At 72.7% G+C, this 20150-nt stretch carries 18 protein-coding genes and 2 tRNA genes; 12 read left to right on the forward strand and 8 right to left on the reverse strand.

Translation table 11 applies throughout. From position 1 onward, the window contains the following. Nucleotides 1-79 precede the first annotated feature (79 nt). From HFV08_RS02140 to HFV08_RS02150, 3 genes are all read left to right on the forward strand, one after another. On the forward strand, nt 80-550 hold the full coding sequence (locus HFV08_RS02140; RefSeq protein ID WP_168535212.1) for a molybdenum cofactor biosynthesis protein MoaE: 471 nt from the start codon (nt 80-82) through the stop codon (nt 548-550). A gap of 183 nt (nt 551-733) precedes the next feature. Beyond that, complete coding sequence (locus HFV08_RS02145) at nt 734-904, forward strand: hypothetical protein (RefSeq protein WP_168535214.1); 171 nt, start codon at nt 734-736, stop codon at nt 902-904. A gap of 88 nt (nt 905-992) precedes the next feature. Further along, nucleotides 993-2078 carry a YlbL family protein gene (locus HFV08_RS02150; protein WP_168535216.1) on the forward strand — a complete coding sequence of 362 codons (1086 nt, stop codon included), beginning with the start codon at nt 993-995 and terminating at the stop codon, nt 2076-2078. A gap of 72 nt (nt 2079-2150) precedes the next feature. Here the strand turns inward: HFV08_RS02150 and HFV08_RS02155 are convergent, their stop codons facing one another. Then, a complete protein-coding gene (locus tag HFV08_RS02155; protein ID WP_168535218.1) occupies nt 2151-2708 on the reverse strand; it encodes a PPA1309 family protein in 558 nt (185 codons plus the stop codon). Between the two features lie 285 nt (nt 2709-2993). Here HFV08_RS02155 and HFV08_RS02160 point away from each other — a divergent pair, with 285 nt between their 5' ends. The 5 genes from HFV08_RS02160 (at nt 2994) to HFV08_RS02180 (ending at nt 10153) form a co-directional block, all read left to right on the forward strand. Further along, nucleotides 2994-5987 carry a UPF0182 family protein gene (locus HFV08_RS02160; RefSeq protein WP_168535659.1) on the forward strand — a complete coding sequence of 998 codons (2994 nt, stop codon included), beginning with the start codon at nt 2994-2996 and terminating at the stop codon, nt 5985-5987. A 52-nt stretch (nt 5988-6039) separates the two neighbouring features. Then, nucleotides 6040-6113 (forward strand) — tRNA-Met (locus tag HFV08_RS02165). A 274-nt stretch (nt 6114-6387) separates the two neighbouring features. Then, a complete protein-coding gene (locus HFV08_RS02170) occupies nt 6388-8229 on the forward strand; it encodes a tetratricopeptide repeat protein (RefSeq protein ID WP_168535220.1) in 1842 nt (613 codons plus the stop codon). 254 nt (nt 8230-8483) lie between these two features. After that, nucleotides 8484-8557 (forward strand) — tRNA-Met (locus tag HFV08_RS02175). A 288-nt stretch (nt 8558-8845) separates the two neighbouring features. Next, on the forward strand, nt 8846-10153 hold the full coding sequence (locus tag HFV08_RS02180; RefSeq protein WP_210429715.1) for a PucR family transcriptional regulator: 1308 nt from the start codon (nt 8846-8848) through the stop codon (nt 10151-10153). Between the two features lie 129 nt (nt 10154-10282). On the opposite strand, the gene HFV08_RS02185 is transcribed toward HFV08_RS02180, so the two are convergent. Beyond that, nucleotides 10283-10693: a Fur family transcriptional regulator gene (locus tag HFV08_RS02185; protein ID WP_168535222.1), complete on the reverse strand. Its 411-nt coding sequence runs from the start codon at nt 10691-10693 to the stop codon at nt 10283-10285. A 138-nt stretch (nt 10694-10831) separates the two neighbouring features. On the opposite strand from HFV08_RS02185, the gene HFV08_RS02190 reads away from it, so the two are divergent. Next, a complete protein-coding gene (locus HFV08_RS02190; protein WP_168535224.1) occupies nt 10832-12286 on the forward strand; it encodes a catalase in 1455 nt (484 codons plus the stop codon). Nucleotides 12287-12490: 204 nt separating this feature from the next. Here HFV08_RS02190 and HFV08_RS02195 read toward each other — a convergent pair whose 3' ends face one another. Both HFV08_RS02195 and hisN read right to left on the reverse strand, forming a co-directional pair. Beyond that, complete coding sequence (locus HFV08_RS02195) at nt 12491-12892, reverse strand: CBS domain-containing protein (protein WP_168535226.1); 402 nt, start codon at nt 12890-12892, stop codon at nt 12491-12493. A 183-nt stretch (nt 12893-13075) separates the two neighbouring features. Then, nucleotides 13076-13876: a histidinol-phosphatase gene (gene hisN, locus HFV08_RS02200; protein WP_040248513.1), complete on the reverse strand. Its 801-nt coding sequence runs from the start codon at nt 13874-13876 to the stop codon at nt 13076-13078. 154 nt (nt 13877-14030) lie between these two features. On the opposite strand from hisN, the gene HFV08_RS02205 reads away from it, so the two are divergent. Next, nucleotides 14031-14645, forward strand: a complete 615-nt coding sequence (locus HFV08_RS02205; protein ID WP_168535228.1) for a TetR/AcrR family transcriptional regulator — start codon at nt 14031-14033, stop codon at nt 14643-14645. Between the two features lie 99 nt (nt 14646-14744). Here HFV08_RS02205 and HFV08_RS02210 read toward each other — a convergent pair whose 3' ends face one another. The 4 genes from HFV08_RS02210 to HFV08_RS02225 all read right to left on the reverse strand — a co-directional run bounded on the left by HFV08_RS02210 (nt 14745) and on the right by HFV08_RS02225 (nt 18543). Further along, entirely contained in the window at nt 14745-15068 is a 324-nt protein-coding gene (locus HFV08_RS02210; RefSeq protein ID WP_040256608.1) for a DMT family transporter, read from the reverse strand. Nucleotides 15069-15205: 137 nt separating this feature from the next. Next, a complete protein-coding gene (gene rsgA / locus HFV08_RS02215) occupies nt 15206-16216 on the reverse strand; it encodes a ribosome small subunit-dependent GTPase A (protein ID WP_168535233.1) in 1011 nt (336 codons plus the stop codon). 15 nt (nt 16217-16231) lie between these two features. Then, nucleotides 16232-17551, reverse strand: coding sequence for a 3-phosphoshikimate 1-carboxyvinyltransferase (aroA, locus tag HFV08_RS02220; RefSeq protein ID WP_168535235.1), 1320 nt, complete (start codon nt 17549-17551; stop codon nt 16232-16234). Nucleotides 17552-17727: 176 nt separating this feature from the next. Continuing rightward, nucleotides 17728-18543, reverse strand: a complete 816-nt coding sequence (locus tag HFV08_RS02225; RefSeq protein WP_168535237.1) for an SOS response-associated peptidase — start codon at nt 18541-18543, stop codon at nt 17728-17730. Nucleotides 18544-18629: 86 nt separating this feature from the next. On the opposite strand from HFV08_RS02225, the gene HFV08_RS02230 reads away from it, so the two are divergent. Together HFV08_RS02230 and HFV08_RS02235 are read left to right on the forward strand one after the other, a co-directional pair. After that, nucleotides 18630-19352 (forward strand): M50 family metallopeptidase, encoded by a 723-nt coding sequence (locus HFV08_RS02230; RefSeq protein ID WP_040248507.1) that lies wholly within the window; start codon nt 18630-18632, stop codon nt 19350-19352. Nucleotides 19353-19386: 34 nt separating this feature from the next. Beyond that, nucleotides 19387-20040: an alpha/beta hydrolase family protein gene (locus tag HFV08_RS02235; protein ID WP_312885300.1), complete on the forward strand. Its 654-nt coding sequence runs from the start codon at nt 19387-19389 to the stop codon at nt 20038-20040. Nucleotides 20041-20150 lie beyond the last annotated feature (110 nt).

Raw genomic sequence — 20150 nt, forward strand, 5'->3', positions numbered from 1 at the left:
CCCCGCGACCGGTCCGCGGGGCGCCCGGCGGACCGGGGCCGGACCACCTCCGCACGCCCCCGTACGGCACCATGGGGCCATGACCTCCGTGCACGCGTCCTCCGCGCACCCCGGTGAACAGGGGGCCGAGGAACCCATCCGGCTGCTGGAACTGCGGGCCACCCCGCTCTCCGTCGACGAGGTCCACCGGGCCGTCGGGGACTCGGCGGCGGGCGGCACCGCCCTGTTCGTCGGGACCGTCCGGGACCACGACGGCGGGGCGGACGTCGACGCCCTCTCGTACTCCGCGCACCCCTCGGCCGAGGCGGAGCTGCGCAAGGTCGCGGAGAAGGTGGTGGCCGACTTCCCGGTGCGCGCGCTCGCGGCCGTGCACCGCACCGGTGACCTGGTCGTGGGCGATCTCGCGGTGGTCGTCGCGGTCTCCTGCGCGCACCGCGGGGAGGCCTTCGAGGCCTGCCGCCGGCTGATCGACGATCTGAAGCGGGAGGTGCCGATCTGGAAGCACCAGCGCTTCTCGGACGGCACCGAGGAGTGGGTCGGCGCCTGCTGAGCCGGGCCCGCCGCCCGTCGTCTCCGGTCCGGCCTCCGGCCGTGCCCTCACCCGTACGCCGGGATGACTTCCCGAAAGTCGTTCCGCTTGCGTAACCGGCACCCTGCCGTGAGCGTTGATCGTGCGGATCGCTAATCTGCTGATCAGTCAGTTGTCTTCGCTCGTCTCGGTTGGGAGGTCGCCATGGGGGCACTCACCTGGCTGCTCATTCCGTTTGCCGCCGCGGTCGGGGCCGGAGCCTGGGGCAGCTGGATCGCCCGGCGCCGCCATGTCGGCGACGGTCCCGAACTCGCCGGCTACGCCCGCTTCCGCGAGGCCATGGAGAAGTCGCACTCGGGTTCCGGCACCCTCTGAGCCCCGGGCCGCCGCGCACGGGGCACCAGGGGCACAGATGAACGGGCCCGACCGGCGTGCGCGCGGACGTTTCCCGTACTGTCGTGCCATGCCACGCCGCACCTCGACGATGCTCGCCTCCACCCTGATGCTGATCGCGCTGCTGTGCGCGGGCGTCTTCATCAAGGTGCCGTACTCGGAGATGTCGCCCGGTCCCACCGTGAACACCCTCGGGGACCACGGCGGCGAACCGGTCCTGCAGATCTCCGGCCGCAAGACCTACGGCACCAGCGGGCACCTCAACATGACCACCGTGCGGGTCACCGGCGCCGACTACACGATGAACCTCCCCGAGGCCGTCGTCGGCTGGCTCTCGCACGACCGGGTCGTGGTGCCGCACGAGACGCTGTACCCGAACGGCAAGACGGAGGAGCAGTCCTCCCAGGAGAACGCCGTGGAGTTCAGCGGCTCCCAGGAGAACGCCAAGGCCGCCGCGCTCCGGGAGCTGAAGATCCCGGTGCAGGCCCGGGTGCTCGTCGCCAAGGTCGCGAAGGACAGCATGGCCCGGGGTTCCCTGCACGTCGGCGATGTGATCCGCAGCGTCGACGGGAAGCCGGTGTCCGACACCGACGACGTGCGGAAGCTGGTGACCGCGCGCAAGCCCGGCGAGAAGGTCGAGTTCACCCTCGTCCCCGCCAAGGAGGCGGCCGCCGCCAAGAAGGCGCGCAAGGAGTCGAAGCACACCGAGCAGGTCACCGTGAAGACCCGGGCGAACGAGGACGGGGAGGCCGTCGTCGGCATCGAGACCGGGGCCGACCACATCTTCCCGTTCGACATCGACATCAAGCTGGCCGACGTGGGCGGCCCGAGCGCGGGCCTGATGTTCGCCCTCGGCATCGTCGACAAGCTGACCCGGGAGAACCTCACCGGCGGCAAGTTCGTCGCGGGCACCGGCACCATCGAGGACGACGGAACCGTCGGCCCCATCGGCGGCATCGGCATGAAGACGGTCGGCGCGCGCGACAAGGGGGCCGAGTTCTTCCTCACCCCGAAGGACAACTGCGCCGCCGCCGCGAAGGACGTGCCGGACGGGCTGACCCTGGTCAAGGTGGAGACCATCGCGGACGCCGTCGACTCCCTGCGGGACATCCGCGCGGACCGGACCTCGGACCTGCCCTCCTGCACCGAGAACTGACCTCCGCGCCCGGGCGGGGCGGCAGGACCGGTGCGTGACCGGTTCCGCCGCCCCGCCCGGGCGCGTCCGCCGCTACTCGGCGAAGGTCGCCGCCAGCGCCTCCGCGAGGCCCGGTACGAGTCCGGCGCCGGTCAGCACCTCGGTCGGCGCGTCCTTCTCGCGCAGCCTGAGCGCCGACTCCCGGGTGCCGTCCCGCAGCACCCCCACCGTCATACGGACCTCCTGGCGCTCGGGGTGGGCGGCCACCCACCGGGCGAGCTGCGCCTCGTCGAGGCCCTCGGGCACCGACTGCTCCGCGGAGGGCGGCAGCATCAGGCGCTCCACCGTCAGCGCGCAGCCGGCGACCGCGTCCGGCCAGGCGATGGTGCCGAGGAACTCGTCCAGCGGACTGCCCGCCGGAAGCTCCTCCTGTTCGATCGGGGTGAGGGAACCGGCCGCCGTCTCCTCGCCGAGGCCGAGGCGCTCGGCGAGGCCGGGCTCCTCGGTACGCAGCTTCTCGGTGTCGACGAGCGCGAAGAGCAGGGCCGGGCGGTCCCAGCCGAGGCCGGAGACGTAGTCGTCGATTTCGAGCACGGCACGGGTCAGCGGGCTCGCCGTCATCGGGGGGCCCGCGGGGGTGTGGTTGGACATGGCCAATATCCTGCCTGGTTCAGGGGGCGGACCGGGAACCGAGCCCGGTTCGGGGCCCTGAGCGGGAACTGAGTAAAGCTTCCGTAAGTTGCACCAGTGGGCCCTACCATCACGGGGCCGACCCAGCAGTGCCGTTCCACCTCCCGGGCCGTCGCCGGCGGGCCGGAGGGAGGGCCCCCGGCGGGCCGTTCCGCAGCAGTATCCGCGTGGCCGGTTCCGTACGGCGGCGCCGGACCGACAGAGCAACAGCGACAGCGACTTCGAGGTGTCACCTTGGCTTTCCAGATGCCGGACCGCGGCGGAGGCCCGACGGGTCCACGGAGAATCTCCGTGGGCCGGCCCTCCCGGCGTGTCCGCACGCTTCTCATGACGCTCGGCGTCCTGGCCGTGCTCGCCATGGTCTTCGTGATGTTCGCGGGCTTCTGGACGGACTGGCTCTGGTACCGCTCCGTGGGGTACTCGTCCGTGTTCACCACCACCCTGTGGACGAAGATCGGGCTCTTCTTCGTCTTCGGGCTGCTGATGGCGGTGGCGGTCGGGGTCAACATCTGGCTCGCGCACCGGCTGCGGCCCCCGCTGTCCGCGATGTCCGCGGAGCAGCAGAACCTCGACCGCTACCGGATGGGCATCGCCCCGTACAAGAAGTGGATCCTGCTCGGGGTCACCGCGCTGGTCGGCCTGGTCTCCGGTGCCTCGGCGGCCGGGCAGTGGCGCACCTGGCTGATGTGGGTGAACGGCGTCGACTTCGGCCAGAAGGACCCGCAGTTCCATCTCGACGTCTCCTTCTACGCCTTCGACCTGCCCTGGTACCGCTTCCTGCTCGGCTTCGGCTTCGCCGCCACCGTGCTCGGCCTGATCGCGGCCACCGTCACGCACTACCTCTACGGCGGGCTGCGCATCACCAGCCCCGGCGCCCGGGCGACTTCCTCGGCCACCGGCCACCTCTCGGTCCTGCTCGGCGTCTTCGTGACGCTCAAGGCGGTGGCCTACTGGCTGGACCGCTACGGACTCGCGGTGAAGTCCAGCGACTTCAAGGCCACCGGGAACTGGACCGGCCTGCGCTACACCGACGCCAACGCCTACCTCCCGGCGAAGACCATCCTCTTCTGCATCGCGGTCATCTGCGCGGTGCTCTTCTTCGCCACCCTGTGGCGGCGCACCTGGCAGCTGCCGGTCATCGGCTTCGGCCTGATGGTGCTCTCGGCGGTGCTGATCGGCGGCCTGTACCCGGCCATCGTGCAGAAGTTCCAGGTCCAGCCGAACGAGCAGGCCAAGGAGGCGCCGTACGTCGAGAAGAACCTCAAGGCCACCCGTGAGGCGTACGGGATCAACGGCACCGAGGTGCAGGAGTACCAGGGCAAGAGCGCGACCGAGGACAAGACGAAGCTGCGCGACGACGCGGACAGCGTCGCGAGCCTCAGGCTGCTCGACCCGAACGTCGTCTCGCCGACCTTCCAGCAGCTCCAGCAGATGAAGAACTACTACGCCTTCCCCTCCAACCTCGACGTGGACCGCTACACCTCGGGCAAGGGCGCCGACGCCAAGGAGCAGGACACCGTCATCGGCCTGCGCGAGCTGAACCTCGGCGGCATCCCGAAGAACAACTGGATCAACGACCACTTCCGCTACACCCACGGCTACGGGGTGGTCTCCGCCAAGGGCACCACCGCCGACCAGGACGGGCGGCCGGTCTTCACCGAGTCCGACCTGCCGTCCAAGGGCAGCCTCGGCGAGTACCAGCAGCGGGTGTACTACGGCGAGAAGACCACCCAGTACTCGATCGTCGGCGGTCCCCAGAAGGAGATCGACTACTCCGACGACAGCGGGGAGAAGACCACCAGCTTCAAGGGCAAGAGCGGTGTCAACCTCTCCAACCCGATGAACCGCGCCGCCTACGCGGTGGCCTTCGGCGAGCCGCAGATCCTCTACTCCGGGGCGATCGGCGAGGGTTCGCGGATCCTGTACAACCGCACGCCCAAGGAGCGCGTCGAGGCGGTCGCCCCCTGGCTGACCATCGACGGCGACGCCTACCCGGCGGTGATCGACGGCCGCATCCAGTGGATCGTCGACGCCTACACCACCACCAACGGCTATCCCTACGCCTCGCGCACCACGCTCGGCGACACCACCGCGGACTCGCTGACCGCGGCGAACAACCAGCGCGCGGTGGTGGCCCAGGAGAACCAGGTCAACTACATCCGCAACTCGGTGAAGGCCACCGTCGACGCCTACGACGGCAAGGTCAAGCTCTACGAGTGGGACACCGAGGACCCGGTGCTCAAGACCTGGAAGAAGGCCTTCCCGGGCACCGTGGAGCCCAAGAGCAAGATCTCCAAGACGCTCATGGACCACATGCGCTACCCGCAGGACCTCTTCAAGGTCCAGCGCGAGCTGCTCACCCGCTACCACGTGAAGGACGCCACCACCTTCCTCAGCGGCAGCGAGGTCTGGCAGGTGCCGGACGACCCGACCAACAAGACGGGCGACGCGGTACCGCCGTACTACCTGAGCATGCAGCTGCCCAAGGAGAAGTCGCAGTCCTTCTCGCTGACGACGACCTTCACCCCCAACGGCCGGGACAACCTCAGCGCCTTCATGGCGGTCAACGCCGAGGCGGGCACCAAGGACTACGGCAAGATCAGCGTCCTGAAGCTCCCGTCCAGCAGAACCGTCGACGGGCCCAAGCAGGTGCAGAGCCAGTTCAACTCGGAGCAGACCATCGCCGAGTCGATCAGGCTGCTCAGAGGCGGCGACTCCGAGGTGGAGTACGGAAACCTGCTCACGGTGCCGCTCGACGGCGGGCTGCTCTACGTGGAGCCGGTCTACGTCCGCGGCGGCGGCCTGAAGTATCCGCTGCTGCGCAAGGTCCTGGTCACCTACGGCGGGGCCACCGCCTTCGAGGACACCCTCGGGCAGGCCCTGGACAAGGTCTTCGACGCCAAGGGCGACACCGAGAAGCCGCCGGAGGGTGAGAAGCCCCCGGAGGGCGAGAAGCCGCCAGCCTCGGAGGACCCGACCGTGCAGGAGGCCCTGGACGATGTGCAGCAGGCCTTCGACGACGGCCAGGAGGCCTTCAGGAAGGGCGACTGGGAGGCGTACGGCAAGGCCCAGAAGAAGCTGGAGGAGGCGCTGAAGCGGGCCGCCGAGGCGCAGGCCGACGTGGAGAAGCGCGAGGCGGGCGACGGCAAGCCCGCCAAGCCCAGCGTCCCCCACAAGCAGCCGGAGGGCGGCACGAAGCCCGACGCGGGCGAGGACGCCGCCAAGGGCAACTCCCCCTGAGGACCGCCGAGGACAGGCTCCGTCCCGCGTCGTGCTAGGGTCGTCCTACCGACGCGGGGTGGAGCAGCTCGGTAGCTCGCTGGGCTCATAACCCAGAGGTCGCAGGTTCAAATCCTGTCCCCGCTACTGCAGTTGGAGGCCCGGATCCTGGAAACCAGGATCCGGGCCTTCGTCGTGCGGCAGTTGATTCGCTCAGGTGTCCTTCGCAGGACCGGCCGAAGACCCGGTCCGGCGTGCGGAAGGCCGCCAAGAGCGTTTTCCTTGACCTGAGTTCAGGTCTCTTGACGATTGTTCAGTTCGACGCGTTTGGCTTATCTCTCTGTGGGCATGTCGACAAAACGCTGAAGTGACCTCACTGCTGCGGTATACCAGATGTACCAAGGTTGCGGGTGGTGCGACGATGGACGTTATGGGGGACAAGGCAACTCTGTTGGAAACAGGGCGATTTGTGCAGCCGACCGACCGGGACGAGACCGGTACGGCCGCGGAGGAGGCGCGCCACCGGCACGCCGCCGCCTCGGGCGACCCCGAGGCGATGAGCGTCCTCGGCGCCCTTCTCCTGCGCCGCGGCGACCTCGACGGGGCCGAGCCCCACCTGCGCGCGGCCACCGCCGCGGGCGACCGCGCGGCCGCCAACAACCTCGGCGTCCTGCTCCACCAGCGCGGCTACGCGGAGGAGGCGGCCGGCTGGTGGCGCACCGCCGCCGTCGCGGGCTCGGCCGCCGCCGCGCACGCCCTCGGCCGCCACCACCGCGAGCGCGGCGACGAGCCCGCCGCCGAGTACTGGCTGCGCCAGTCCGCCGAGCAGGGCCACGCCCTCGGCGCCTACGCCCTCGCCGACCTCCTGGAGCACCGCGGCGACGGCGAGGCCGAGAAGTGGATGCGCGCCGCCGCCGAGCACGGGCACCGGGAGGCCTCGTACCGCCTCGCGCGCGCCCTGGGCCGCCGCCCCGAGCCGGAGGGCCCGGGCGGGCGCGGCTTCCCGGGTGCCCCGGCGCGCGCGGCGAAGACCGCGGACGGCGAGCAGGAGGCGCTCGCCGCCGAGGCCGAGCAGTGGTACCGGCAGGCCGCCGCCCGCGGCCACCGCCGGGCCGCCCTGCACCTGGGCACCCTCCTGGAGGCGCGCGGTGAGCTGAAGGAGGCCGGGCTCTGGTACCTGACCTCGGCCCGCGACGGCGAGGCGCGTGCCGCCTGCGCCCTCGGCTTCCTGCTGCGCGACGCGGGCGACGAGGAGAGCGCCGCCGTGTGGTGGCTGCGGGCCGCCCAGGACGGCGACGGCAACGCGGCCAACGCCCTCGGCGCCCTGCACGCGCAGCGCGGCGAGCCCCAGACCGCCGAGCGCTGGTACCGGGCCGCCATGGACGCGGGCGACGTCAACGGCGCGTACAACCTCGGGCTGCTCTGCGCGGGCCAGCACCGCAAGGTCCAGGCCGAGCAGTGGTACCGCCGGGCCGCCTACGCCGGTCACCGCGAGGCCGCCAACGCCCTGGCCGTGCTGCTGCTCCAGGCCGGGGACACCGCGGGCGCCGAGCCCTGGTTCTCCAAGGCGGCCGAGTCCGGCAGCGTGGACGCGGCCTTCAACCTCGGCATCCTGCACGCGGGGCGGGGCGAGGCGGCGAGCGCGCTGCGCTGGTACGAGCGGGCGGCCGAGGCCGGGCACACCGAGGCGGCCTTCCAGGTCGGCATCGCCAAGCTGCGGGACGGCGACGAGCCCGCGGCCGAGCGGCTGCTGCGCAGCGCCGCCGGGGGCGGCAGCGCCGAGGCCGCCTACCGGCTCGCCGCCGTCCTGGAGGCCCGGCGCCCGCCGCTGCCCACCCACGAGCTGGGCGAGAGCACCACCGAGCGCTCCGAGTACGAGGAGTGGTACGAGCGGGCCGCCGAGCAGGGCCACCGGCGCGCCCAGGTGCGGGTCGGCATGCTCGCCGCCGCCCGCGGTGAGGTGGTCGAGTCGGCCCGCTGGTACCGCCTGGCCGCCGAGGCGGGCAGCCGCAACGGCGCCTTCAACCTCGGCCTGCTGCTCGCCCGGGAGGGCAGCGAGCCGGAGGCGGCGCTGTGGTGGACCCGGGCCGCCGAGGCCGGGCACGGCAGGGCGGCGCTGCGGCTGGCGCTGCTCTACGCGCGGCGCGGGGAACTGGGCGAGGCCCAGCGCTGGAGCGCCCTCGCGGTCGAACTCGGCCCGGCGGAGGTCGCCCGCCGCGCGGGCCGGCTCTCCGAGGCGCTGCGGCAGGAGATGACGGCCTGAGCGCGCGGTGCGGGGCCGAGCCGCGAGCCCGGCCGCGGGCGGGACGGAGCCTTCCGTCCCGCCCGCGGCCGTTTTCCCTGGACGGTGCGTGACCGTTCCCGGTGGCGGGTGCTGTGACGTGTCCCACCCGGTGGCGCCCGGCCCGCTCGCCCGGCGGTGGGGCACCGCCCCGACCAGCGGGATTGCGGCGGGAGCCCGGACCGTAAAGCGATTTGCGCTGCTGCGTGAGGTCAACGTAGTGTGGTGTTCACCGACGCGGGGTGGAGCAGCTCGGTAGCTCGCTGGGCTCATAACCCAGAGGTCGCAGGTTCAAATCCTGTCCCCGCTACTCAAGGCCGAAGGCCCGGTACCGACACTGGTACCGGGCCTTCGGTGTGTTCCGGGCGCGGGTCTTCCCTGGTGAGCAGGGGGTGCACAGGGGTGCAAAGGCCGTACAAGGGGGCCGAAGGGGGCTGTTGTGGCGCGCGCCCAGATGTTACTTTGCGGTAGCCCGCAAGCAACCGAGGTGGCAGCTCGGACCGTGCGGACGTGCCCCGGCCCGTCCGTGCGGCGGGTGCCGGCGCCGGACTCCGCACCGGCGCCGTGGCAGACGGCAGGCAGCCGGGGGGAGGCGAACATGGGCGCCGCGAAGGCCGGTGGGCGTACGTCCGCCGCACACGAGGAGACCTCCACCGGGCGGGAGTTGCCGCCGCGTGCCGCGCTCCGTGCGGAGCACGACCCGGCCCCCGAGCGGACTCGTACCGCAGCAGCGCTCCGCGCCCAGGACGAGGGGCGGGAGGTGCTCGCCCGGGTCCTGCGGGAGATGGCCGGTGACGAGGCGATCATCCAGGAGATCGTCCACGAGGCCCGGCACCACTCGCCGGACGTGGCCCGCCTGACGGTGGAGGAGAACCGCCGCCATGTGACCCTCCTGATCAGCGCGGGCCTCGCCGCCCTCGCCGGTGAAGTCACCCTGGAGGAAGGGGACTTCGGGCCCGCCTCCCGCCTCGGGGCGCTCCGGGCGGCGCAGGGCATCTCGATCACCGCCCTGCTGCGCGCCGTGCACGCCGGGCGCGGGCGCATCACCGAGATCGCCATCGAGCGGGCCCGCGAGGCCGGGGTGCCCGCCGATCTGATCCTGGAGGCGCTGGTCGCCGTGAACCGGTACGCGGGCATGCTGGAGCGGCATGTGATCAGCGGCTACCACGCCGCGGAACTCGAACTCGCCTGGACCGCCCGCGACTCCCGGCAGCAGGTGCTGCGGCACCTCCTGCACGGCCGGACCGCGGAGCTGGCGAACGAGGAGATCGTCCGGGCCGGACTCCAGTCGGAGGGGCTCTACCACTGCGTGCTCTCCGATGTGACCGAGCTGTCGCAGGCGCGCTCCCTGGAGCAGCGCTTCGTCGGCGACTCGGGGGTGTACGGACTGGTGGACGGCAGGCTCTCCGGGCTCACCCCCCGGCTGCCCGCCCCGGAGGCGGTCGGCACCGCCCTGATGGTGGCGAGCCCGGCCGTCCCGCTCGGCAGGGCCGGCGAACTGCACCCGCTGGTGCTCTCCGCGCTCCAGGCGGGCATCAGGCTCGGGCTGCGCGGGCTGTACCCGCTGACCGAACTGGCCGGTGAGACCGCGCTGTTCGCGCAGCCGGCGCTGGCCGAACTCCTGGTGGGCAGCCTGCTCGGGCGGCTGCGGCCCGGTGACGAGTTCCACCGGCAGCTGGCGACCACCGCGCTGGCCTATCTGGACCACGGCCACCGGGTGGACCAGGCCGCCGTGGCGCTGCATGTGCACCCCAATACGGTGCGCTACCGGCTCAGCCGCCTGAGCGAGATCACCGGGGCCCCGCTGGACCTCCCGGCGGGCGGCGTGCGCCCGGCCGTATTGCAGACCATGCGCTGGTGGTGGGCGCTGCACACCTGGCTGGAGGAGGCCGCTCCCGGCTCCTGAGCCGCCGCGTGCGGGCCGCGGGGGATCCGTACGGCAGGGGGCGCTTGTCCGGCTCTGTGCGGCGAGCGGCCCGCCGCGTTCGTACGGCAGAGGGTCCGGCTACCCGCGTAGGGCGGGGCGCCCGGTGGCTCAGCGGCAGTCCGGGCAGACGCCCCGGAAGGTGACCTCGGCGCCGGTCAGGCTGAAGCCGAAGCGCTCGCCGTCGGGGAGGGTGGCGAGCGGATCGCCGGTCGGGTGGACGTCCCTGATGGTGCCGCACCGCGCGCAGACCAGGTGCTGGTGCGCCTGGTGGGCGTTGGGGTCGTAGCGCTTGGCGCGTTTGTCGGTGGCGACTTCGAGCACCTCGCCCAGCGAGACCAGCTCGCCGAGGGTGTTGTAGACGGTCGCCCGGGAGATCTCGGGCAGCCTGGTCACCGCCCTGGCGTGAACCTCGTCGGCCGTCAGGTGGACGTGATCGCCGTCGAGGACCTCCGCCACGACGCGCCGCTGGGCGGTCATGCGCCAGCCGCGCTCGCGCAGCCGTTCCAACAGGTCACTCATGCGGGCCAGCTTAACAGCCGAGGTCTCGAACCCGAACATGTATGTCTTTGGACCTCTGCTTGACTTAGACAAAGTCCAATGTAGGGTCGGGTCTCATCCGGCCGAGGCGCGGTCGGCGCGAGGACGCAGGAGGCGTACGTGACCCAGGGACCGCTCACCACCGAGGCCGGGGCGCCGGTCGCCGACAACCAGAACAGCGAGACGGCGGGCGCCGGCGGTCCGGTGCTCGTCCAGGACCAGTCGCTCCTGGAGAAGCTCGCGCACTTCAACCGCGAGCGGATCCCGGAGCGGGTGGTGCACGCCCGGGGCGCCGGCGCGTACGGCACCTTCACGCTGACCCGGGACGTCTCGCGGTGGACGCGGGCGGCCTTCCTCTCCGAGGTCGGCAAGCAGACCGAGACCTTCCTGCGGTTCTCCACCGTGGCGGGCAATCTCGGGGCGCCGGACGCGGTGCGCGATCCGCGCGGCTTCGCGCTGAAGTTCTATACCGAGGAGGGCAATTACGACCTCGTCGGCAACAACACCCCGGTGTTCTTCGTCAAGGACGCCGTCAAGTTCCCGGACTTCATCCACACCCAGAAGCGCGATCCGTACACCGGCAGCCAGGAGGCGGACAACGTCTGGGACTTCTGGGGGCTGAGCCCCGAGTCGACCCACCAGGTCACCTGGCTCTTCGGCGACCGCGGCATCCCGGCCGGCTACCGCCATATGAACGGCTACGGCTCGCACACCTACCAGTGGAACAACGAGGCGGGCGAGGTCTTCTGGGTCAAGTACCACTTCAAGACCGACCAGGGGATCGAGAACCTCACCGCCGAGGAGGCCGCGGCCCTCGCGGGCCGGGACCCCGACAGCCATCAGCGGGACCTGCGGGAGGCCATCGAGCGCGGTGCGTACCCGAGTTGGACCGTGCAGGTGCAGATCATGCCCGCGGCCGAGGCGGCCGGTTACCGCTTCAATCCCTTCGACCTGACCAAGGTCTGGCCGCACGGGGACTACCCGCCGATCGAGATCGGCAGGCTCGAACTGAACCGCAATCCGCAGAACATCTTCGCCGAGGTGGAGCAGTCGGTCTTCTCGCCCGCCCACTTCGTGCCGGGCATCGGCCCCTCCCCGGACAAGATGCTCCAGGGCCGCCTCTTCGCCTACGGGGACGCGCACCGCTACCGCGTCGGCGTCAACGCCGACCACCTGCCGGTCAACCGCCCGCGCGCCACCGAGGCGCGCACCCACTCCCGGGACGGCCTCCTCTACGACGGCCGCCACCGGGGCGCGAAGAACTACGAGCCGAACAGCTTCGGCGGCCCGCACCAGACCGGCCGGCCGCTCTGGCAGCCGCTGCCGGTCGGCGGGGCGACCGGCGGCCACGAGGCCCCGCGCCATGCCGAGGACGACGACTTCGTGCAGGCCGGTGACCTCTACCGGCTGATGTCCGAGGACGCGCGGCAGCGCCTGATCGACAATCTGGCGGGCAGCATCGCGGAGGTCTCCCGCGAGGACATCGCCGAGCGCGCCGTCCACAACTTCCGCCGGGCGGACGGCGATCTCGGCAAGCGCCTGGAGGCCGCGGTGCGGGCCCTGCGCGAGGGCTGACCGGGGCCGGGCCCGGGCACGGCCCCGGTCGAGGCCGGGGCCCGGCGCGAGGCTGGGGTCGACCGCGGCGCGAGGCCGGGGCCCGGCACGAGGCCGGGGTCGACCGCGGCCACGGCTGACCACGGTCACGGCTGGCCGGGCCGGGACCGGCCGCTCCCCGGCCGGCCGGTCACCCGGGGACGGCCGGGGACGCCGCTCGGCGGATCAGCCGGTCAGGGCCGTGGGGCGGCTGGGCTGGGAGGCCCAGCAGCGGATGATGTCCCGTACCGAGACGATGCCGCTCGGCTCGTTCTCGTCGAGGACGATCAGATGCCGGAAGCCGCCGTGCGCCATCGCGGCGGCGGCCTCCTCCAGCGTCCAGTCCGGGGCGGCGAAGACGACATCGGTCGTGGTGTGCGCCCCGGCGCGTTCGCTGTCCGGGTCCTCGCCGGTGCCGAGGGAGTTGAGGACGTCGCGCTCGGTGAGGATGCCGATACCGCTGGTCTCCGGATCGAGCACCACCGCCGCACCGATGCGGCGCGCGGACATCAGCCGGGCCGCCTGCCGCAAAGTGTGGTCGGGGCCGATGGTGAGAACCACCGTACTCATGGCGTCGCGGACGAGCATGGGCGTGTGCCACCTCCTTGAGGGACCACCGGAACCCGCGTTCCGTGCCCCGCGGCCCGTGCTGTGCGGCCTTCGAGAAACGATTCACAAGTTCACAAGTGGAGGGACTCTCAGAGTCGCAAAGAGTGGGCAAACCGGCAAGGGGTGGTACGGGGCTGCCGCGGCCCAAGGGCAACAGGCCGCTCAGCGGCGGGACTTGAGGTGGTCGAGCAGTTCGTCGTGGAGGAGGCCGTTGGAGGCGGCGGCGTTCTCGCTGTGCGGCCCCGGGCGTCCGTCGAGCCCGGTGAAGCTGCCGCCCGCCTCGGTCACGATGATCGCGTTCGCCGCCATGTCCCACAGCGACAGCTCGGGCTCCGCGCACAGGTCCACCGAGCCCTCGGCGACCATCATGTACGGCCAGAAGTCCCCGTAGCCACGGGTGCGCCAGACCTTGCGGCTGAGGTCGAGGAAGCCGTCGAGCCGCCCCTGCTCCTCCCAGCCGCTGAGGCTGGAGTACGCGAAGGAGGCGTCCTGGAGGCGGGAGACCGCGGAGACCTTCAGCCGGGAGGCGGCGGAGAGGCTGCGGCCGGTGAAGGCGCCGTGGCCCCGGGCGGCCCACCAGCGGCGGTTGAGCGCCGGGGCCGAGACCAGGCCGACCACCGGCTGGAAGCCGTTCTCGCCCGCCTCCATCAGGGAGATCAGGGTCGCCCAGACCGGCACGCCGCGTACGTAGTTCTTGGTGCCGTCGATCGGGTCGACCACCCAGCGCCGGGGGCCGGTGCCCTCGATGCCGAACTCCTCGCCGAGAACCGCGTCGCGCGGGCGGGCGCGGTGCAGCTGCCCGCGGATGAGCTCCTCGGCGGCCTTGTCGGCCTCGGTCACCGGGGTCATGTCCGGCTTCGTCTCGACTTTCAGGTCGAGCGCCTTGAACCGGTCCATGGTCCCGGCGTCGGCGGCGTCGGCGAGCACATGGGCCAGCCGCAGGTCATCGAGATAGTCGGGCATGGACGAACAGTATCCAGCGGGGGGAGCGATCGGCCAGGCCGCACCCGGGCGGGTCGGCGCCCGTACCGCCCGTACCGCCCGCGGACCCTTGACACCTTGCCGGGCTGCGTCAACTCTGACGGCAGCCGCCTGTGCGGCGGCCCGGGAGGCGAGGATGCCCGCAGCACGCGAAGCCCTGCTGGACGCCGCGTCCGCCGTCCTCGCGCGCCGGCCCTGGCCCCGGGTGCGGATGGTCGACGTGGCGGCGATGTCCGGTCTCTCCCGGCAGACCCTCTACAACGAGTTCGGTACGAAGGAGGGGCTCGGCCGCGCCCTGGTCCGGCGGGAGGCCGACGCCTACCTCGCCGGGATCGACCGGGCGCTCGCCGCCGAGGGCGACCCGGCCGAGCGGCTGACCGCGGCCGCCGAGTGGACGGTGGCCGCCGCCCGCCGCAGTGCGCTGCTGCGCGCCCTGCTCACCGGCTGCTGGAGCGAGCGGCTGCCGAGACCGGTGCCGGGCGCGGCCGACTCGGGCAGCCCGGTGCCGGCCCAGCGCCGCGCCGATGCCCCGCTGCCCGCCCCCGCCGACCTCCTCGCCCTGGTCCGCGACCGCTGCCTGGCCGCCCTGTGCGCACCCGGCGCGAGCGGTGTGCACCCCGAACTCCTGCTGCTCGCCTGCGAGGTGGGGATGCGGCTCGCGCTCTCCTGCGTCCAGGCCCCGTCCGCGCGGGACGGCGCCGGGCGGCTGGTCCGGGAGGCCCTTGACCCGCTGCTCGCCAGGACGGTCTGAGCAGCGGGCGGGGGAGTGGCCCAACCGGGCCGCGGGGAAGGGGAGTCGGCGGACGCCGCGCTCAACAGCCCCGGCCGGACGGCGACTTGCCGCAGTAGCTCAGTGCGCCGAGCCCGAGAGCTGGAGCCCGATGACGCCGATGATGACGAAGCTGATCGAGACGATCTTCAGCGTGGAGACCAGGTCGCCGAGGAAGACCATGCCGTAGATGGCGGTGCCCGCGGCGCCGATGCCGGTCCAGACCGCGTAGGCCGGGCCGACGTCGAGCTTCTTCAGGGAGAGGGTGAGCAGGCCGAAGCTGCCCAGCGCGAAGGCGCAGAAGGCGACGGTCGGCCAGAGGCGGGTGAAGCCGTGCGAGAGCTTGAGGCAGACCGCGAAACCGGTTTCGAGCAGTCCGGCGACGATGACCAGCAGCCACGCCATGTTCTTGCCTCCCGCGTACCAGGTCCGTGACCGCACCATCGGTGTTTGCCTCGTGCTTGGTGCGATTATGCCCTTACCTTTGCGGGCGCGGCGCAAACTCCCTGAGGATCCGTCACCGCCCGCCCGCTCGGCCCGCCTCAGTCGCCCTCGTGCCGCTCCCGGGTGGAGAGCAGCCGCCGCAGCGAGTACAGCCGCGCGGGGTCGGCGTGGCCCTCGGCCACCCAGTCGTCCAGGGCGCAGTCCGGTTCGTCGTGGCTGCAGGCCCGCGGGCAGCCCTCGGTGCCGGGTACCAGTTCGGGGAAGGCGTTGATCACCCGGGACGGGTCGACATGCGCGAGCCCGAAGGACCGTACGCCCGGGGTGTCGACCACCCAGCCCGCCTCGGGACCGCCCAGCGGCAGCGCGAGGGCCGAGGTGGTGGTGTGCCTGCCGCGCCCGGTGACCGCGTTGACATGGCCGGTGCTGCGGCGGCGGTCCTCCGGGACCAGCGCGTTGACCAGGGTGGTCTTGCCCACCCCGGAGTGCCCGACGAAGGCGGTGATCTGCCCGGCGAGCAGCTCCCGCACCCGCTCGGCACCGCCGTGCGCCAGCTCCTCGCGGGAGGTCACCACATGGGGCACCCCGAGCGAGTCGTAGGTGCGCAGGAGTTCCGTGGCCGGGGCGAGGTCGGACTTGGTGAGGACGAGCAGCGGGGTCAGCCCGCCGTCGAAGGCGGCGACCAGGCAGCGGTCGATCAGCCGGGGCCGGGGCTCCGGGTCGGCGAGGGCGGTGACGATCGCGAGCTGGTCGGCGTTGGCGACCACGACCCGCTCGTACGGGTCGTCGTCATCGGCCGTCCGGCGCAGTACCGAGGAGCGCGCGCCGATCCGTACGATCCGCGCGAGGGTGTCCTTCTTTCCGGAGAGGTCGCCCACCAGCGCGACCTGGTCGCCGACGACCGCGGCCTTGCGGCCCAGCTCGCGGGCCTTCATCGCGGTCACCACGCGGTCCCCGACGAGCACCGTCAGGCGCCCGCGGTCCACGGTGAGGACCATGCCCTCGGCGGCGTCCTCGTGCTTGGGCCGGATGCTGGTACGCGGGCGGTTGCCCTTGCGGTTGGGGCGGACGCGGACGTCGTCCTCGTCGGTGTGCTTGCCGTAGCGGCGCATGATCGGATCCGCCCGTCAGTTCCCGAGCATCCCGGTCCACATCTCGGGGAAGTCCGGAAGGGTCTTCGCGGTGGTGGCCACATTCTCGATCCGTACGCCGTCCACCGCCAGGCCGATGACCGCGCCCGCGGTCGCCATCCGGTGGTCGTCATAGGTGTGGAAGGTGCCGCCGTGCAGCGGGCGGGGGCGGATGTGCAGTCCGTCCGCGGTCTCGGTGACCTCGCCGCCGAGCGCGTTGATCTCGCGGGTGAGGGCGGCCAGGCGGTCCGTCTCGTGCAGCCGCAGATGGGCCACTCCGCTGAGGGTGGAGGGGGAGTCGGCGAGCGCGGCGACGGCCGCGATGCCGGGGGTCAGCTCGCCCACCTCGCCGAGGTCGGCCTCGATGCCGTGGATCCGGCCGCTGCCGGTGAACACCAGGCCCTGGCCGGTGAGTTCGCAGCTGCCGCCCATCGCGGTGAACAGCTCGCGCAGCGCGTCGCCGGGCTGGGTGGTGCGGGCCGGCCAGTCCGGGACGACGACCCGGCCGCCGGTCACCAGGGCGGCGGCGAGGAAGGGCTGGGCGTTGGAGAGGTCCGGCTCGACCGTGAGGTCCCGGCCGAGCAGGGCGCCGGGGGAGACCCGCCAGACGTTCGGCTCGCCGCCGGAGTCGGGGGTGTCCACCTGCACCCCGGCCGCGCGCAGCATCTCGACCGTCATCCGGATGTGCGGCATCGAGGGCAGCGTACGGCCGGTGTGCCGGACCTCGACGCCCTGGTTGAAGCGCGGCCCGGAGAGCAGCAGCGCGGAGACGAACTGGGACGAGGAGGAGGCGTCCACGGCGACCTTGCCGCCCTCCAGGGCGCCGCCGCCGCGCACGGTCATCGGCAGGGCGCCGCGCCCGTCGTCGTCGATCCGGGCGCCGAGTGCGCGCAGGGCGTCGATCACCCCGTGCAGCGGGCGTTCGTACGCGCGCGGGTCGCCGTCGAAGCGGACCGGGCCGTCCGCCAGGGTCGCGACCGGCGGCAGGAAGCGCATCACGGTGCCGGCGTTGCCGACGTCCACCGTGGAGCCGCCGCGCAGCCGGTCCGGCGGGATGACCCGCCAGGCCTCGCCGGAGCCGTCCGGGCCCACGCCCTCCTCGATGCCGACGCCGAGGGAGCGCAGCGCGGCGGCCATCAGGAGCGAGTCCCGCGAGCGCAGCGGGCGGCGCAGCCAGCCCGGCTCGGCGGCGAGGGCGGCCAGCACCAGGGCGCGGTTGGTGACCGACTTGGAACCCGGCACCTGCACGGTCGCGTCGACGGCACCGTTCGCGGACGGCGCGGGCCAGAGGTCCTGTGAGGCGAGGTTCGCGGTCATGGCCTCAGCTTAATGCCCGGCACGATCACCAGGACGAGGGCGAAGAGCCGAGAGGAAAGGGGAGATAGGGGACGATTTCGGGGGGACTCCGTGAGGGCCGGACCCTGCGGGGGACCGGTCCGGCAGCAGGCCGCAGGACGCGGAAGCGGGCTCGGGACAGGGATCGGGAAGGGGGCTCAGAAAAGGGTGCTCTCCTCCGGTGCCGCCAGTTCCTTCAGGAGTTCGGGGCCGTTGTTGCGGACGTTGCTGACCGCGGTGGAGACCGGGTAGGCGCGCATCAGACCGGTGGGCGGCGGCTCCAGGAGGGCGCGCAGGTGCTCCGGTTCGGTGTGGCCGGGGTCGAGCCAGTCGTCCCAGCGGTCGGGGGTGAGCATCAGCGGCATCCGCGGGTGGATGTCGGCGAGCGCGCCCGGCCCCTCCTCGGGTCCCGCCGCCAGCGGTGCGGTCTCCGCCTCCGTGGTGATCACCGCGCAGGTCACCCACCAGGCGCCGGGGTGCCCCTCGGGCAGGGTGCCGTCGCGCCAGAACTCGTAGAGACCGGCCATCGCGAAGACCGAGCCGTCGGCGGGGGTGACGAAGTACGGCTGCTTGCGGGCCCGCTTCTTGCGGCCGGCGACCTCCAGCTCGCGCTCCTCGCCGCCGGTGACCCACTCGTAGTAGCCGTCGGCGGGCAGCAGACAGCGGCGGGCGGCGAAGGCGCGGCGGTAGGAGGGCTTCTCGTGCACGGTCTCCGCGCGGGCGTTGATCATCCGGGCGGCGCCCTCGGGGGTCTTCGCCCAGGAGGGCACCAGTCCCCACCGCAGTTTGCGCAGCTGGCGAACCGGAGCGCGGCTCTCGGCGTCTTTCACCGGACGGTCGAGCACCGCCCAGACCTCCTTGGTGGGGGCGACATTCCAGTCCGCCTCCATGGTCTCCTCGGGTTCCCACTTCTCGATCCCGAAGATGCCGGTGAGGTCCTCGGGGCTCCGGCTGGCCGCATACCGTCCGCACATGAGTGCCACACTGCCACTTCGCCCCGTCGCCGGGCCACCGCCCCGACCACCCCGCCAAGACCCACCCGAGGAGCCCGCCCCCGCCCATGGACCTCATCGACCTGACCTCCCTGACCGGCCTGTGGGACCGCGTCTTCGGCAGCCAGCCCGAGCCGGACCTGTGGGTCGTCCTCGCCACCGGACTGCTCGCGCTCGGCGCCGTCGCCTCGCCGCGCGCCTGGCGGCTGACCCGCAACGCGATCACCATCGCCCACGAGGGCGGCCACGGACTGGTGGCCCTGCTCATGGGGCGCCGCCTGGACGGGATACGCCTGCACTCGGACACCAGCGGACTGACCGTCAGCCGCGGCAGACCGACCGGCCCCGGCATGGTCTTCACCGCGGCGGCCGGGTACACCGCCCCGCCGCTGCTCGGGCTCGGCGGCGCCGCCCTGCTCGCCGCGCACCACATCACCGCGCTGCTCTGGCTCGCCACCGGGCTGCTGCTCGCCGTGCTCGTGATGATCCGCAACGCCTACGGCGCCCTCTCCGTCCTGGTCACCGGCGGCCTCTTCGTCCTCGTCTCCTGGACCACCGGACCCCAGGTGCAGGCGGCCTTCGCGTATCTGGCCGTCTGGTTCCTGCTGCTCGGCGGGGTGCGCCCGGCCTTCGAACTTCAGGCCAAGCGCCGCCGCCAGGGCGCCGCGGACTCCGACGCCGACCAGCTCGCCCGGCTGACCCAGGTGCCGCCCGCGGTCTGGTTCCTGCTCTTCCATGTGGTCTCGCTGTGCGCCCTGCTCGGCGGCGGGCGCTGGCTGCTCGGCCTGTAGGGGTGTCGTCATGGTCCCGGGGCAGGATGGCCGCGTGACGAGCACCGAGAAGATCCGTACCGAGCAGGTCGCCACCGAGACCGGCGAGGCCCGCGTCCACTGGTATCCGGCGCGGCGCCCGCGCCTGGTCCTCGCCGCGAGCCACGGCGCGGGCGGCGGCATCGAGGCCCGCGACCTCCGGGCGCTGGCCGCCGCCCTGCCGGAGCACGGGGTGAGCGTGGCCCTGGTCGAACAGCCCTGGCGGGTCGCCGGGAAGAAGGTCGCCCCCGCGCCGCGGACCCTGGACACCGGCTGGCGCGGGGTGTGGCCCGCCCTGGCCGCGCCCGGCCTCCCGGTGGTCGCGGGCGGCCGCAGCGCCGGGGCCCGGGTGGCCTGCCGTACCGCCGCCGGACTCGGCGCCGCGGGCGTGCTCGCGCTGAGCTTCCCGCTGCACCCGCCCGGCAGGCCGGAGAAGTCGCGGGCCCCGGAACTGCTCGGGGCGGGCCTGCCCACCCTGGTCGTCCAGGGCGGCAACGACCCCTTCGGACGGCCCGCCGAGTTCCCGGCCGGGGACCACGAGCTCGTCGAGATCCCGTACGGCGACCACGGCTTCGCCCTCCCCAAGCGGGCGGAACTCGGCGAGCCCGAGGCGATGCGACTGCTCACGGACGCCGTCACCCGGTGGGCCCTGTCACTTCTGCCCGGCTGACCCGCGCCCGGGGAATGCGACACCGCCGGGCACTGTTGTGCCGGACAGACGGAAGCCACGTGTCGTACGAGTAAGGGGTCCACCGCATGGGTTCCACCTTCTGCCCGAGC

Origin of the sequence: Streptomyces physcomitrii (assembly GCF_012273655.1) — a bacterium.
Taxonomy (GTDB): domain Bacteria; phylum Actinomycetota; class Actinomycetes; order Streptomycetales; family Streptomycetaceae; genus Streptomyces; species Streptomyces physcomitrii.